This is a genomic window from Staphylococcus sp. HMSC62A08 (assembly GCF_001839105.1).
Taxonomy (GTDB): domain Bacteria; phylum Bacillota; class Bacilli; order Staphylococcales; family Staphylococcaceae; genus Staphylococcus; species Staphylococcus caprae.
The window spans coordinates 400,674-415,750 of record NZ_KV840027.1; the positions used below are offsets into that span (position 1 = coordinate 400,674).

The 15,077-nt window shown below is 32.8% G+C and carries 14 protein-coding genes and 3 pseudogenes; 11 read left to right on the top strand and 6 right to left on the bottom strand.

Annotated elements, in window-relative coordinates; all coding sequences use genetic code 11:
- Nucleotides 1–60: 60 nt before the first annotated feature.
- Nucleotides 61–1,269, bottom strand: a complete 1,209-nt coding sequence (gene gltS / locus HMPREF3264_RS02635; RefSeq protein WP_070830281.1) for a sodium/glutamate symporter — start codon at nucleotides 1,267–1,269, stop codon at nucleotides 61–63.
- 329 nt (nucleotides 1,270–1,598) lie between these two features.
- On the opposite strand from gltS, the gene HMPREF3264_RS02640 reads away from it, so the two are divergent.
- The 3 genes from HMPREF3264_RS02640 to HMPREF3264_RS02650 are packed head-to-tail and all read left to right on the top strand — an operon-like array spanning nucleotide 1,599 to nucleotide 3,275.
- Entirely contained in the window at nucleotides 1,599–1,922 is a 324-nt protein-coding gene (locus HMPREF3264_RS02640; protein ID WP_070871842.1) for a PadR family transcriptional regulator, read from the top strand.
- Complete coding sequence (locus tag HMPREF3264_RS02645; RefSeq protein ID WP_070871843.1) at nucleotides 1,915–2,475, top strand: DUF1700 domain-containing protein; 561 nt, start codon at nucleotides 1,915–1,917, stop codon at nucleotides 2,473–2,475. Before HMPREF3264_RS02640 ends, HMPREF3264_RS02645 begins: the two co-directional genes overlap by 8 nt.
- Nucleotides 2,472–3,275 (top strand): DUF4097 family beta strand repeat-containing protein, encoded by an 804-nt coding sequence (locus HMPREF3264_RS02650; RefSeq protein WP_070871844.1) that lies wholly within the window; start codon nucleotides 2,472–2,474, stop codon nucleotides 3,273–3,275. The genes HMPREF3264_RS02645 and HMPREF3264_RS02650 overlap by 4 nt, the downstream gene beginning before the upstream one ends.
- Before the next feature lie 103 nt (nucleotides 3,276–3,378).
- Here the strand turns inward: HMPREF3264_RS02650 and HMPREF3264_RS02655 are convergent, their stop codons facing one another.
- Complete coding sequence (locus HMPREF3264_RS02655; protein ID WP_070871845.1) at nucleotides 3,379–3,987, bottom strand: DNA-3-methyladenine glycosylase; 609 nt, start codon at nucleotides 3,985–3,987, stop codon at nucleotides 3,379–3,381.
- A 201-nt stretch (nucleotides 3,988–4,188) separates the two neighbouring features.
- Between HMPREF3264_RS02655 and HMPREF3264_RS02660 the strand changes: the two genes are divergently transcribed.
- Both HMPREF3264_RS02660 and HMPREF3264_RS02665 read left to right on the top strand, forming a co-directional pair.
- Nucleotides 4,189–4,791: a DUF805 domain-containing protein gene (locus tag HMPREF3264_RS02660; RefSeq protein ID WP_371106816.1), complete on the top strand. Its 603-nt coding sequence runs from the start codon at nucleotides 4,189–4,191 to the stop codon at nucleotides 4,789–4,791.
- Nucleotides 4,792–4,922: 131 nt separating this feature from the next.
- Complete coding sequence (locus HMPREF3264_RS02665; RefSeq protein WP_070871847.1) at nucleotides 4,923–5,138, top strand: helix-turn-helix transcriptional regulator; 216 nt, start codon at nucleotides 4,923–4,925, stop codon at nucleotides 5,136–5,138.
- 98 nt (nucleotides 5,139–5,236) lie between these two features.
- On the opposite strand, the gene HMPREF3264_RS02670 is transcribed toward HMPREF3264_RS02665, so the two are convergent.
- Nucleotides 5,237–6,856 carry a ribulokinase gene (locus HMPREF3264_RS02670; protein ID WP_070871848.1) on the bottom strand — a complete coding sequence of 540 codons (1,620 nt, stop codon included), beginning with the start codon at nucleotides 6,854–6,856 and terminating at the stop codon, nucleotides 5,237–5,239.
- Nucleotides 6,857–7,038: 182 nt separating this feature from the next.
- On the opposite strand from HMPREF3264_RS02670, the gene HMPREF3264_RS02675 reads away from it, so the two are divergent.
- The 5 genes and pseudogenes from HMPREF3264_RS02675 (at nucleotide 7,039) to HMPREF3264_RS02695 (ending at nucleotide 11,748) form a co-directional block, all read left to right on the top strand.
- Nucleotides 7,039–7,938 (top strand): ABC transporter ATP-binding protein, encoded by a 900-nt coding sequence (locus HMPREF3264_RS02675; protein WP_002443927.1) that lies wholly within the window; start codon nucleotides 7,039–7,041, stop codon nucleotides 7,936–7,938.
- Nucleotides 7,931–9,164: pseudogene (locus tag HMPREF3264_RS02680) on the top strand (ABC transporter permease). The gene HMPREF3264_RS02675 and the pseudogene HMPREF3264_RS02680 overlap by 8 nt, the downstream one beginning before the upstream one ends.
- A 238-nt stretch (nucleotides 9,165–9,402) precedes the next feature.
- The gene (locus HMPREF3264_RS02685; RefSeq protein ID WP_002443923.1) at nucleotides 9,403–9,729 is read left to right on the top strand and encodes a YnfA family protein; all 327 of its coding nucleotides are present in this window, start codon (nucleotides 9,403–9,405) and stop codon (nucleotides 9,727–9,729) included.
- Between the two features lie 29 nt (nucleotides 9,730–9,758).
- Nucleotides 9,759–10,769: an aldose epimerase family protein gene (locus HMPREF3264_RS02690; RefSeq protein WP_070871849.1), complete on the top strand. Its 1,011-nt coding sequence runs from the start codon at nucleotides 9,759–9,761 to the stop codon at nucleotides 10,767–10,769.
- Nucleotides 10,770–11,058: 289 nt separating this feature from the next.
- A complete protein-coding gene (locus tag HMPREF3264_RS02695) occupies nucleotides 11,059–11,748 on the top strand; it encodes a ribose 5-phosphate isomerase A (RefSeq protein ID WP_070871850.1) in 690 nt (229 codons plus the stop codon).
- Between the two features lie 58 nt (nucleotides 11,749–11,806).
- On the opposite strand, the pseudogene HMPREF3264_RS13100 reads toward HMPREF3264_RS02695, so the two are convergent.
- Together HMPREF3264_RS13100 and HMPREF3264_RS02700 are read right to left on the bottom strand one after the other, a co-directional pair.
- A pseudogene (locus tag HMPREF3264_RS13100) lies at nucleotides 11,807–11,920 on the bottom strand (CPBP family intramembrane glutamate endopeptidase); the annotation flags it as partial.
- A 144-nt stretch (nucleotides 11,921–12,064) separates the two neighbouring features.
- A pseudogene (locus tag HMPREF3264_RS02700) lies at nucleotides 12,065–12,883 on the bottom strand (lysostaphin resistance A-like protein); the annotation flags it as partial.
- A 248-nt stretch (nucleotides 12,884–13,131) separates the two neighbouring features.
- Here HMPREF3264_RS02700 and hutG point away from each other — a divergent pair.
- Nucleotides 13,132–14,067: a formimidoylglutamase gene (hutG, locus tag HMPREF3264_RS02705; protein WP_002443915.1), complete on the top strand. Its 936-nt coding sequence runs from the start codon at nucleotides 13,132–13,134 to the stop codon at nucleotides 14,065–14,067.
- A gap of 91 nt (nucleotides 14,068–14,158) precedes the next feature.
- Here hutG and HMPREF3264_RS02710 read toward each other — a convergent pair whose 3' ends face one another.
- Nucleotides 14,159–15,028 carry a LysR family transcriptional regulator gene (locus HMPREF3264_RS02710; RefSeq protein ID WP_070830291.1) on the bottom strand — a complete coding sequence of 290 codons (870 nt, stop codon included), beginning with the start codon at nucleotides 15,026–15,028 and terminating at the stop codon, nucleotides 14,159–14,161.
- Between the last annotated feature and the right edge of the window lie 49 nt (nucleotides 15,029–15,077).

Sequence of the window (15,077 nt, forward strand, 5' to 3'; positions counted from 1 at the left end):
GAGACTGAGATATTTAATATGTCCCAGTCTCTTTTCTAATAATTGATGTAAATATTGTATCTAACTAAAGAACTGTATGAAGCCCATCACAATGATAACGCCAATTAAATCGATTAAGAAAGCACCTACAATCGGTACAACTAAGTATGCTTTTGGTGAGCTACCATACTTTTTAGTTATAACATCTAAATTAGCCATTGCGTTTGGTGTGGCACCTAAACCATGACCAATGAATCCGCCTACCATTACTGCGGCATCATAGTCTTTACCAAGACCTCTAAATAAAACAAAAATAGAGAATAAGACCATAAATACCACTTGTATCAGAACGATAATCAGAAGTGGAATCGCAAGTGAGTATATTTCAGTTAGTTGAATACTCATCAAAGCTAATGATAGGAAGATACCTAGGGAGATATCCCCGATTTGATCATTAATTTTTAAGTCTACAATATTCCATCCAGAGAGTTCTGACACATTTCGAATAATTACAGCTACAAACATGGAACCTACATACATTGGAATATTTACACCTGTTAAATCAGTAAAAGTATTTCCAATATAAGTACCTAATGCCATACAAAATACTAAGATTGTAAACTGTATGAAAAAGATTTGCGTAGGTTTGAATTTATTGTGTAGCGTTTTGTTATATTCAACTTCGCCATAATTTTTAAATGACTCATCACGATGTTCAGGTTTTAGGTTATAACGTTTAATTAAAAATTTGACGACGGGTCCACCGATTAGACCACCAAATACAAGTCCTAATGTAGCGGCAGCGAGTGCAGCAGTGACGGCTGAGTCAATACCCATATCTTGAATTGTTTTACCATATGCAGCAGCGTTACCGTGACCACCTTCCATTGACATTGATCCAGCAGTTAAACCTAATAGTGGTTGAATATTTAAAACTTTGGCTAATGAAACACCTATAATATTTTGACAAAAGGCCATAATTCCACAGAACATGAAATAAAGTAACATGACCTTTCCGCCAATTTTAAATAACTTAAATGATGCACCTAAACCAATTGTTGTGAAAAAGGCTAACATAAAGAAATCCTGAATAAATGATGCATCAAGTTTGATTTTAATAATATGTAAAGAATCGAGTATGGCTACGAGAATTGAAAAAAGTAATCCGCCAATCACTGGCGCAGGTATACAAATTCTCTTTAATATCGATACATGATTAACAATTGATTGTCCGATTAAATATAGAACACATGCTAAACACAAGGTTGTGATTGCATCTAACTCTATCATAAAATGCCCCCTTAGAAGTAGTCCCAAAACCTATGTTTAATACTTAATCTATATAATTATGTAAGCGTTATAAAAATGGCCATGTTAACCATTATACACGCGTATTTAAAATAAATCTAGATATTCAATTAATATTAATTATATATATCTAAAATTCTGAAAATATTAATTTAAATTATATTCCGAGTTAACAATAAATTAATATAGGTTCAACAAATTTACATAATGTTTATAAACGGTACCTTGCAATGTACAGTAGTGAATGCTATATTGTTATTAACAGCTACTGTGTATAGTTTAGTAGTGGGTGATGCATAGGAGGTAGATACATGAATACTCAATTTAAAAAGGGCGCCTTAGAATTAATTGTTTTACTTATTGTAAAAAGAGAAGACCAGTATGGATACTCATTAGTACAAAATATTTCTCGTTATATGACGATTGCTGAGGGTACAGTTTATCCTTTATTGAGACGTTTAGTTAAAAGTGGGGAACTTTCCACATACTATCAGCCCTCTACAGAAGGACCTGCACGTAAGTACTATAGCTTAACAGATCAGGGAGAAGAACGTTTAAATCTACTTAAAAATGAATGGGATTTATTTTCGAAAGCAGTGAATCAATTTATAGAGGAGAGTGAAACGAGTGAATAAAGATTCTTATTTAAAAATACTTAAAAGTCATTTAAAGCACATAGATTCGAATGAAAAAGACGATATTTTAAATGAGTATGAAACGCATTTCTATAGTGGTAAACAAGAAGGGAAATCCGAAGAACAAATCGCGCACGAATTAGGGAACCCCAAACTGATTGCGAAAGAATTGAATGCCACTGCTGCTGTGGAAAGGGCTCACAATAAAAGTACGGTGAATAATATCACATCAGCGATTATAGCCGTAATGGGGTTAAGTATTCTTAACTTTTTTGTCATTTTAGTACCTGCTGTGATGTTATTCTTCTTTATCTTTACGCTCATCGTTTTTACCATTTCTGCTTTAGCCGCACCTATTATGTTAATTGTTAAAGGATGTTTAGATGGTTTCAACTCAATTATTTTATACGATGTCTTCATGGCAGGCCTTATGCTTGGCATTGGTCTCATGCTTGTAACGATAACATTTTATATTATCAAATGGGTCTATATTTTAACTGTTAAATATCTTAAATGGAACGTATCCATTGTGAAAGGAAGTGTTCAAGCTTGAAGAAATTCCTTATTACATTATTTATTGTAGGCTTTGCGATGACAGTGATTTGTGGAATTGGTATATATGCTCAAGGGGAAAAGCTTTCTAAAGATAATCAATATAATGAAAAAGTAACAACGAATCTTTCAAAAATCTATAAACAAGATATTAAGTCCATTGATATTAATGTTGAGGAGAGTGACGTTACAATCAAAAAGGGTAGTCATTTTACGATTAAATCAAGAGGAGACGATAAAAATATTAAAGTTGATAGTACTGTAAAAAATAAAACGTGGACGATTAAGGATCATACAAAAGGTTCTCACATCAACTTTAGACCTCAAAATAATGATGAGAATCATATAACGATTACCGTACCAACTCAATTAGATAGTCTCCGTGTTAAAACTGATGTGGGTGATTTAAAAGTTAGTGATATTAAAGCACAGAGTGCTGAGTATAAAGCAGATTCCTCTGATATTTTAGTTAAAAGTGGCAATTATCATCATCTTACAACTTGTAACGATTCAGGAGATATTGAAACTGAAGATGTTGGATTGAAAAAAGTAAATTTATACAATGATTCAGGAGACATTATCATGAAAGATATGCATCCAGACGTTTTAACTCAAGTGAAAAATGATTCAGGAGATATTGATCTTAATTATAAACATGACCCTAAAAATAGTAGATTTGAAATTCACAATGATTCAGGAGATACAAATATTGATAATCAATTTTTAAAACATAAAAAAGTAGGTAAGGGCAAAAATTTGATGCAATTAAATAACGATTCAGGAGATATCGATATTAAATAATAAATAAGCGAGGATGCTCTATGATGATGTACTGCACCCCAAAAGTTGGACTAAAAAAACTAACTTTAAGGGGTGCACATCAGAAGAGCGCCTCGCTTTACTTTTATTTCCATGTGTCATCAGGATTTTGAAAGTCAGATTTACGCATGCGTGATACATATGGATTGCCTTTAACAGTATAACGAAGTGGTTTATGTGTCCATTCTCCTTTATTAGGAATACCAATTCTTCCACTTTCTACTATTTCTTTAGGATATTTTCTATTTTTAATATCGATGGAAAGGCGACAATCATTAAGTGTTGAACCATCTATAGCTCTAGGAATATTCAATGCTTTTGTCCATTTTCCTGGGCCGTTCGTTATTTCATAACCTGTTTTACCACGATTCATTTTCATCGCTTCTATACCATCTTCTGGTTCAATGGCACGAATTAATACGCCTTCTGGAACGCCTTGTGTACGTGTGACAAAATTGATGAGTAAGTGGGTATGCATCATATGTGCGTATATCGTTCCTCCAGTTTTATAAAGGGAAGTTACTTTAGGCGTCTGTTTACCACCGTAACCATGTGCGGCTCTGTCATTGAAACCTAAATAAGCCTCAGTTTCCACGATGTAGCCAGAGTAGTATTGATTGTCATCTTGATATATGATTTTAACGCCTAATAAATCTTTAGCAGTTTGTGTTGTTGCTTTATTGATAAAGTCCACAATCATCTCACCTTAAAATATAATAAGAATACTTTATAGAAAATTTGTATTGAGAAATAAAATTTAAAATATACATTTTTATTAAAGAAATGTTTTGATATACTCAATGTACAAGTTTCTACTATAGATTACTCTTTTTTAATTTATCAAAGAGTAGAAGATTTTAAAACATTTTTGCATGACACAGACAGAGGAGAATGAATGATGCGAGATAAAGTAAGTTTTGGGCGAGCACTTAAATTATTTTGGAGTAATTATGTTAACTTTAAAGGTCGCTCAAGACGAAGCGAATATTGGTATGCAATGCTATGGAATTTAATATTTACTAGTCCAGCATTGGTTTGTCTATTTATTGGTTATGTTATTTTAATGGTAGGAGGCGTAAATTTAGATATTAGCATTATTATTATTGGTGGTGCTTTAATACTTTTAGGTTACTTCTACTGCATTGTCTATGGATTAGCCACTTTAATACCTAATTTGGCTATTTTAGTTAGAAGATTTCATGACTTATCATTTTCAATGCGAATTCCAATTTGGTACATGATAGTAGTATTTGTTATTAGTTTGATTACTAACCTTATTTCACTTCAAGACAATTGGTTAGACAATGGTTTTGTTTTATTCTTATTTTATATATTACTTATAATTCAATGGGTAATTTCAATTATTGTTATAGTCATGGTCTCTCTTAATGGTAAGAAAGAAACAAATAAATATGGACCTAGTCCTAAATTCACTGAATACGCAACTGAATATAAAGGTGAAAACCATAACCCAGTTGATAAAACTAAATCTAATTAATTAGATTTTCACTAGCGGTCTCTCTAAGAGGCCGTTTTTTTAAAAATTAAAATGTCATATATATTTGACTAATTCTTGTCTGTTTGATTATGATAAAAGTACTTAATCATTGTGAAAGAAGGGCTACTGATTTGAATAAAGTGAAACAATTTAGAGCACATCAGAAAATATCTCAACTTTCTCTAGCCCGAGCTGTTGGTGTTTCTAGACAAACAATTAATATGATAGAAAATGACAAATATAATCCATCTTTAAAACTATGCATTAATATCGCGAAAGAACTAAATGTGACATTAAATGATTTATTTTGGGAGGATGACCATGATGAGTCATATAAAAATCTCTAAGAGGTTGGGACGACGAAATTAATTTTTCTAAATTGTATTTCTGTCTCACTCTCTTAGAGATATTTTTTTGAAATCTACATTCCAATATGACGATCCAATTATTCATGTATGTAAGATAGTTCTGGATTTTCACGACCTAAAATATCATGTAGTTTTCGATATTTATCGAACAGTTTGTCATATGCTTTGACTTTATCAGGTTCCGGTTCTTTGATGTAGTAAATAGGCTGTTTCATATGTTCTACGGTTTCTTTTAATGATGGATACGCATCGCCAACATTGGCACCCAGCATTGCTGCACCGAGTGCGGTAGCATTAGATGATTCAAGTACTACTACTTTCTTGTTTAACACATTTGCGTAAATATCCACTAATAATTGACTTTTCTTTGGAATGCCACCTGAGGCATAAACCGTATGAACTGGAATTTCATTGTCTTCAAATTGTTTCATAATCATCTTAGTACCGTACGCTGTCGATTCTAGATACGCACGGTGAATCATTTCAAAAGGTGTTTGCAATGTTAAGCCAAAGACGCTACCTGAAAGATGGCTGTCACTTAATATGCTACGGTTACCATTATGCCAATCGAGTACAATGACATGTTGATCTTCTACATCGATGTCGCTTGCGAGCTCCTCTAAATATTCAAGTACTGAAACTTCCTTTTCCAAAGCTTGGTCAACGATATGTTTCGGAGCTAACTGCTCAGAATAACTAAATAAATCTCCGACAGCAGCTTGACCTGCTTCATATGCATATAAACCTGGGATGACTGCATCTTTCACAGAACCAGTAATCGCAGGGATAGGTTTTTGTTTAGGGTCTAGCATTAAATGACAGGTACTTGTGCCGATAACAGTTGTAAATTCACCTTGTTCAATAGCCCCTGCACCTAGTACACCTGAATGGGCATCAATCATATATGGAGAGATTTGGACTTTCTCAGGCAAGTTCCATAACTTTTGATAATATACCGCTAAATTTCCTGCGCTTTCACCTATATGTACGACCGGTGCTTCACATTTTTCCTTAACGATGGTAGGCAAGGTTGTATCTACAGCTTCAAAGAAGTCATAGTTAAACCCGTTTACTTCATCCCAAAAACCTTTGAACCCAATACCACAATTGGAACGAATATTTTTATTTGTAAGCAAGCTTGTAATGTAGTCGCCAGCTTCCATGATATAACTCGTACGTTCAAGTAATTCAGGTGCTTCATGTTTCATTTCTAATATCTTTGGAATCATCCATTCACTATTGACGCTTGAACCGTAATAATCGAGCCATTGATTAGATGTTTTTTCACTGGCTTCAACCATTTGTGTCGCTTCATCTTGAGCGCCATGATGTTTCCATAATTTAACATAAGCGTGTGGATTGTTTTTTAAACTATCTTGTCGATGTAATGGTTCAAAATTTTCATCTAAAAAGACAATCGTACAACTTGTGAAATCGACACCAATGCCTAATACATCATTTTTGTTCACTTTGCTCTCTTCTAATACATATTTAACGCCATTTTCTAAAACATGAAGATAATCGTCAGCATTTTGTAAGAAATAGTTACGAGGGAGTGCTTCGCCATTCAATGTTTCAGCAATTGTACCGTGTTCATATGTTTCTTCATAGCTTGAGATCATCTCACCATTGGATGTATCCACAAGAATCACTCGACCTGAAGCTGTACCATAATCAATGCCTATACTGTAGCTCATTTGTCTAACCCCTTTAAATTTGAAAAGTATGTATTGCTACGAAACTTATAGATAATGATAGGGCTTACAAAAAAGTTTGTAAAGTTTATTAAGTTTCAAAATTTACATATAAGAATTAATTGAATAATGTTATATTAAAAAAGAATTTAAACCAAAAAATCATATTGATAGGAGTATAAAATATGAGTTTGATAATTGATCATGTCACCAAGAAATTTGGAGATTTCACTGCAGTTAATGATATTTCTTTAAAACTTGAAAAAGGAAAAATGTTAGGATTTTTAGGGAGAAATGGTGCAGGTAAAACAACCACATTTAGAATGATACTCGGGTTGAGTGAGACGACAGAAGGTACCATTACATATGAAGGTAAAAAAATAGGTAAGCACATGTATAACTCGATTGGTTATCTTCCCGAAGAACGAGGCTTACATCCTAAAATGACAGTCGAAGAAGAATTAACGTATCTTGCGACGTTAAAAGGCTTATCTAGTAAGGAAATTAGACAACGTATTGATTATTGGTTAGAGCGTTTTGCGATTACGGAAAATAGAAAAAAGCGAATTCAGTCACTCTCAAAGGGAAATCAACAGAAAATCCAATTACTTGCGAGTATGCTCCATAACCCAGAACTACTCATTTTAGATGAGCCATTCAGTGGTTTGGATCCAGTTAACGTTGAGCTATTAAAACGTGCGGTAAAAGATTTAAATGATAAAGGTTCTACCATCATATATAGTTCACATCGTATGGAACATGTGGAGGAACTCTGTGATGACGTTTGCATCATTGATAAGGGTGAATTAGTCGTTTCTGGAGACATTCAACATGTTCGCTCTGAACATGGTAATAAGCGCGTGATTATTGAAGCCGATCATCACATTGATGGCTTAGATGAGATTGCCGGTATTTTAAATATTGAGCAACATAAACGTGATATTCGAATAACAATTGAAAATGAAGATATCGCTAAAGATATTTATAAGAAAGTGATTGAACAAGGATTTGTAAGACGTTTTCAAGTTTTAGAACCTTCACTTAATGACATTTTTATAGATAAAGTAGGTGAAACACATGAATAAATTTTGGTCGACCTTTAAACTCACGTATCTCAGTAAAATTAAATCAAAAGCATTTATCATTTTTATGTCTATCATTGTCATACTGATGATTGCACTTTCAAATATAGATAAAATTATAGATTTATTTGACAATGGCCCAGATAAAGTAGGCGTTGTGACGCAAAATGAACAAATTTATAAAGTATTGAAAAAACAAAGTCATGCACTCGATGATGACGCCACTTTTAAAAGTCAGTGAAAAAGATGCACATAAGTTAGTAAAAAATGAAAAATTAAAGAAAGCCTATATCGTGAAACAAGATAAGCATCATCAATTATCAGGAACGATATTGAGTAAAGACAACGTAGAGACAGAGGACGAGCAAAAATTGACTGAGGTACTTACTTCTATCCAATCTCAATTGGTCGCTTCGAATCTCAATTTAAGCCAAAATGAATTGAAACAATTACAAGCAAGAAGTCATGTAGACAGTAAAGTCATCTCTAATAAAGAGGATAGTCAATTAAATTCAGGAGAACAAACTTTAAATTACATATTAGTTTATGCGACGTTAATGCTCATCTTCTTTATTGTATTTAATTACGCAGGACAAGTTGCGATGGAAATTGCTACGGAAAAGACTTCTCGCGTCATTGAGATGATAATTACAAGTGTGTCACCAGTGATTCATATTTTAGCTAAAATTGCAGGCGTTATTGCTGTTGCATTCACTCAAGTTATTATGATTATTATCATGGCATTACTTTGTGTCTATGCATTTGATTTAAAAAGTTTATTTAAAGAATTTGACATTCAAATGAATCATCTTGCATGGCAAATTATCATTGTAAGCATACTTTGCCTTATTGTTGGTATCTTAAGCTATGTATTACTTGCAGCTATTCTTGGCTCATTAGCAACGAGAATAGAAGATATGAATCAAACGCTTATGCCGTTAACTTTATTAGCTATGATTGCATTTTATATTGCAATATTTAGCATCATGAAGCCGGATATGCTCCTTACTAAGATTACAAGTTTTATCCCGTTCCTAGCACCGTTTGAGTTATTAGTACGTGCTCAATCTTCAGAATTAGAAATCTGGGAAATCGCTGTGAGTATGGGGATTTCAATCATTGTAGTCGCACTATTATTATGGATTGCTGTTAAAACGTATAAAGACTCTGTGCTTACTTTTGAAAAGGGATTATTCAAATCAATTCAACGTCTTGTGAAAAAGAATTAATCAAACTAAGTCAAGCACTTTTATTTTTATGTTCTAAACCTATGGAATATTAAAAGAAAAAGTGTAACAATATGTAAGTGAAAATACCGTCGTTAAATTAAAGATAGATTTATAGAATCTAACATTGATACAATGTTACTTATCATATCAATCTAAATTAAATACTATTCTTATTTATAACTGAACTACCCCTTCGTTATAGTGAATAGGATAAATTTTAAAGGTGGTGCATTGTATTGTGTTTTATTCTGCGTTTATTTTCATCATAGCAGGCCTCTGTGAAATTGGTGGAGGCTATTTAATATGGTTATGGTTAAGGGAAGGCCATTCATATTGGCTAGGTTTATTAGGTGGTATGATACTCATACTATATGGCGTAGTGGCCACGTTTCAGGCGTTTCCAACATTCGGTAGAGTATATGCTGCATATGGTGGTGTGTTTATTATTATGAGCCTTCTTTGGGCTTTTGTGATAGATAAACAGACTCCAGATAAATATGACATTATTGGCGCCTTAATTTGTATGATAGGCGTATTAGTGATGTTATTACCTAGCAGAGCTTAATTTAACGTGGTTGAAAGGGAGATTATGTAATGATAGTTGAAGTTGAGCATCAAAGACATGATGTTGATTTAATTAAAATTGATAATGATGAAACGAAGATTGTATTTACGAATTACGGGGCTAGAATCGTTTCTTGGAAGTATCACGACAATAATATTATTTTAGGGAATGTTGTAGAAGCTGATGAATTCTATTTTGAAAATCCTTTTAATTTTGGTGCTACTATCGGTCGCTATGCAGGTAGAATTGCCAATGCTTCATTTGAATTAGAGGGACAAACATATGAATTAGAAGCAAATCAGCATCCACACCATATACACGGTGGCTCTAAAGGTCTAGATACTAGAATTTTTGATTATGAAATTGTAGACGAAATTGGCCAGATTAAAATCATTTTCACAACAACGATTAAAGAAAAGGAAGATCATTATCCGGGCGATATGACTATTAAAGTCACACACACTTACGATGCTGATCAACGCTGGACGATACAATATGAAGCGGAATCCACGCAAAAAACGCTATTTAATCCAACAAATCATGTGTACTTTAATTTAAATCGAGATAATAATGTTGTTGATAATCACAAAATATCAAGTTCCTCTTTAAAAATGTTTACTTTGGATGATAACCATATTGTGAAACAAGAAGCACCACTTGATTTCTATGATGTATTTAAAGAAAAGGGTGTACTGTTTAAAGATATATTTAATAGTACAAATGAAAAACTTCATCAGCAAATGCAACGATATAAAGGTTTAGATCATCCATTTGAGGTAGGAGGGCGTCAACTTCTTATTGATAATAATGAGTTTGAATTAAAAGTCGAAACAGATATGCCACATATGGTGATATATACTTTTAATGAACCACAAAATTGGGATAGTGATTTCAATATTTATAAATCTCATTCTGGATTTACTGTGGAAACTCAAAATCTCCCTAATGATATCAACATGTATGGTGAGAAAGCGCAGTCTATTTTAGAAGCACATACGCCTTATCTTTCTAAAACAAGCTATCAAATTAATGAAAAGTAAACAATTGATTGAAAACGTCGGGTCTCCATTTTATGAAACTGAAATGGTAACTCGACGTTTTTAATCTTTTGACTTTACAGAGTGTGTGATCTCTAGGTGAATGGGAATGTTTTAAATGAGGAACTGCTATCAATTCAAGTTGCTTACTTTTTAAATATTGAGATGATTGAACTCTAATTTTAAAAGAGAAAAAGTATGAAAATTAATTTCATTATCAAAGGTATTTAAAAATAATTAAACTCATGTAAAATGAAATTAAGGAAATTAGAGAAAAGGGGATAATCAGCAAATGAAAGACGTAAAAGAACTTAAACTCATGACGTTAGATGATGTGATTAGTCAGATAGAAGATGGTATGACGCTTGGGATAGGGACTGGAAGTACAATCGAATTGCTAGTACCTAGAATTGCTGAATTGGTTCATCAACATCATTACGATATTACAGGCGTATGTACATCAAATAAAACGGCCTTTCTGGCGAAAGAATTAGATATTAAAATTGTTGAGGTTAATGATGTCAATCACATTGACTTAGCTATCGACGGTGCTGATGAAGTAGATCCAAACCTTAACCTTATTAAAGGTGGTGGCGGTGCACTATTCAGAGAGAAAGTGATTGATGAAATGGCTGAAAGATTCGTTGTCATTGCTGATGAAAATAAACTTGTTGATTATTTAGGGCAAACGTTTGTATTACCAGTTGAAGTAGATAAATTTAATTGGTATCAAGTAGCGAAAAGAATAGAAGACATTCAAGGTGTGAAAGTTAATAGACGCGTGAATGAGGATGTTCCATTTACGACAGATAATGGAAATTACATATTAGATTGTACATTGCCAGAAGGCATTGACCCTTATGACATGCATGAATTTTTAATACATCTAACGGGTGTATTAGAAACAGGTTACTTCCTTGATATGACAGATCAGATAATTGTGGGAACACAAGATGGCGTTAAAATTATGAATAAAGCGTAGAATATATAAAAAGAACTTGAGGGTTACAAAATGCCTCAAGTTCTTTTTATAGGTTTTGTTATTCTTTTTTAGTTGAATCTTCGGTAGTTTGTTCTTCTGCTTCGTTGATTTCATCTTTCACATCGCTAACTACAGATGAATGACGGTCTTCTGTGTAAGACGCACTATCCTTTAAATCTGAGTTGTCAGTATGCGTTTGTTCAGAATCAACTGCTGAGTGTGATTCATCTTTTGGTTTCTCAACATTTTCCTTTTTAGAGTCAGCTTCTTTGGAACGATTGTTCACGCCTTCGAAGTCATCCTCTTCAGTATGGTCTAAATAGTTGTTAGGTTCAACTTCTTCTAAACTTTGCTTTGTTGTTTTATAAACAATAGCACGAATGATTAAACTTAACACGATGAAGACAACACCTACAAGAGTTGTTGAGATCGCAATGACTTTCATCGAGAAAAGATCGCCAGTTTCCTCACTAAATAAGAATACTAATGCAAATGTCATCGCAGCATGGAAGACTGTAGCAATGTAAATGGTACGTCCTTGAGTAGCTCTGATTAATTCACCGATAATCATTGAGAACGCAAATGTATATAAGAAATGGTAACCAGCATATTCCAGACCGTATGTAGTATTAGCAGTAAAGATTGAATAAATAATACCTACAACAATACTTGCAAAGAAAGTGTTCATCTTTGTTTCAAGAATATTTTGTAAGTATGAACGGAAACCAAATTCAGTAACAAAAGCCATTAAAATATGACCAATTAATATTGTAATTAATGATACTGATAAATCTGATGTTTGTAATAAGATGAAACTATCAGCAAAAGTATTAAAGCTATACATACCAATCATAAGAATAATTAATGGTAAGATAAGCGCTAAAATAATTCGTTCAATAACCTTTAAACTGAATGAAAACTTTAACCCTGCTAATTGTTCTTTTTTATACTTAAATACTAAAATACATACAATTGATGCTATTAAAGGTGCTAAATCTTTGATGTCAAAAACAAATCGTTTAACTCCAATGGATACTTGGAAATCTCTAAGTATAACGGCTAAGGCCATTGTTATAACAAAGAAGACAAAGACCATCATAGCCCATTGAAACCCAGAAATTCGAGAGTTCTTCATTTTATGTAACCTCCATTAGGTAACAAGCTAAATTTATTTTATTTACAATTATACATCTTACAAGGAGATGTTTAAATTGTCTATTTTAATTATCATCAAAATGTAATAGTCTTGAATCATTTTGTTAGCTAATCGTAATTAAATATTTTCTTTTCAGGGTATCAAAATATTACAAGCGTTGAATTCAAATACACCAATAGTTATACTTTATTTAACTATTGTGATTAACAAATCAAGGGGGAAGTATCATGTATAGACTTGCTGAACGTGATTTATGGACAGGTCGTCTAGATAGTGAAACAGATGTAAAACAATTTAGACACTTTCAAACTGTAAAATTTGGTGATTTATCGAAAGTTGAAAAATCTGGGACACGAAAAGGGGTAGGTATATTAGGGTATGCTGTTGATAAAGGCGTCGAATTAAATAAAGGACGTGTAGGTGCAAAAGAAGGTCCGAATGCGATTAAAAAGGCATTTGCAGGTTTACCAGATTTAAATCAATGTGAAGAACTTGTTGATTATGGCAATGTCGAACATGATCATGACGCACTGATTGATACTCAAAAAGAATATGCAGAGCTAGCCGCTAAATCTATTCAAAATCATAAGCAAACATTTTTACTTGGTGGCGGACACGATATTGCTTATGCACAATACTTAGCTACGCGTAAGGTTTACCCTAACGAATCTATTGGTGTCATCAATATTGATGCTCACTTTGATACACGTGATGAAGGTGAGTCTACCTCAGGTACAAGCTTTAGACAAATATTAGAGCAAGATGATAACGCTGATTACATGGTATTAGGCATATCACAAGGTGGTAATACCCAAGGATTATTTGATTATGCTAAAGAGAAACATGTTCAATATGTTTATGCTGATGAATTATTAAACCAAGTTTCTCCCCCGATTAAAGATATGATAGAACATTTTATTCATGACCATGACATTATTATGTTTACTGTTTGCATGGATGTTGTTGATAGCGCCTTTGCGCCAGGGGTAAGCGCACCAGCTGTACTAGGTATCTATCCTCACACAGTATTTGAATTAGCTAAACGTATTATACCAAGTGAGAAGGTTGCTTCAATCAGTATTGCTGAAATGAATCCTCAATATGATTTAGACAATCGCACTGCGAAACTTGTAGCAAACTTAGTACATCACTTTTTAATTTAACGCTTTGAAAATGTAAGCAAATTGACTACGTTAATTATAAATAAAACACCTGTAAAAGTTAGGATGATGATTCCCACTTTTACAGGTGTTTCTAAATATCCCAGTAATCTAAACATTGTTGTATTAAAGACATGACTTGTTCTGAATGTTTACGTTTTTTTAAATAATTAATAAAAATCTTGCGTCCTAAGTTAGGACGTATTTTTATACTATCTAAATTCTTGGCAAAATAAGACTGATAATAAAAGCGAGGCACAATTGCATAACCGAGATTTAAATGCACAAAGTTTGTAGCAGATTCAAAACGATCTGTTTCCACTACAATATTTGGAAATTCATTTCTTCTATTAAAATAATCGTCTAGATGCTTGCGTACTTGCGAATTTTTATTTGGCATAATGAGAGGCAGATTTTCTATTTTAATTGTCTTTTGATTTGGAAATTCATTTTTAGGGGTGAGTAAAACATATGGTTCTTCATATAGAGGGATAGACGCAATATCTTCGTGATTAATTTTTTCATTGGTTAGCGCAAAATGTACATCGAAATTAAGTAACTGATCAATAGAATCGCTTCTATCGTGAACTTCATACATACGATATTGTTGATCTGGAAAATTTTTATGATGTAGCTGTGTGACTTTTGCTATCCACTGACTTGTAGATTCCAATATGCCCATTTTAATTCTTGGTTCTGATGTAATGTTTAAATCATACATCTTTTCAACAGTGGAACGATATTCCTGAACTAATTGTGTCGCATACTTGTAAAACTGAATGCCTTTTTCTGTGATTTTGATATCTTTTGTAGTCCTCATAAATAAGTCATAACCTAAATCTGCTTCCATTTTTTTAATTGTAGCGGTCAATGAAGGTTGACTAATATGTAAAAAGTTAGAAGCTTTTGTAAAACTATTGTATTTAACTATAGCCAAAAAATATTCTAGCTGAATGATTTTCATGTAAAGCACCCCGTATTTATAGTTTTAAGTTATAAATGATTAGTTTATT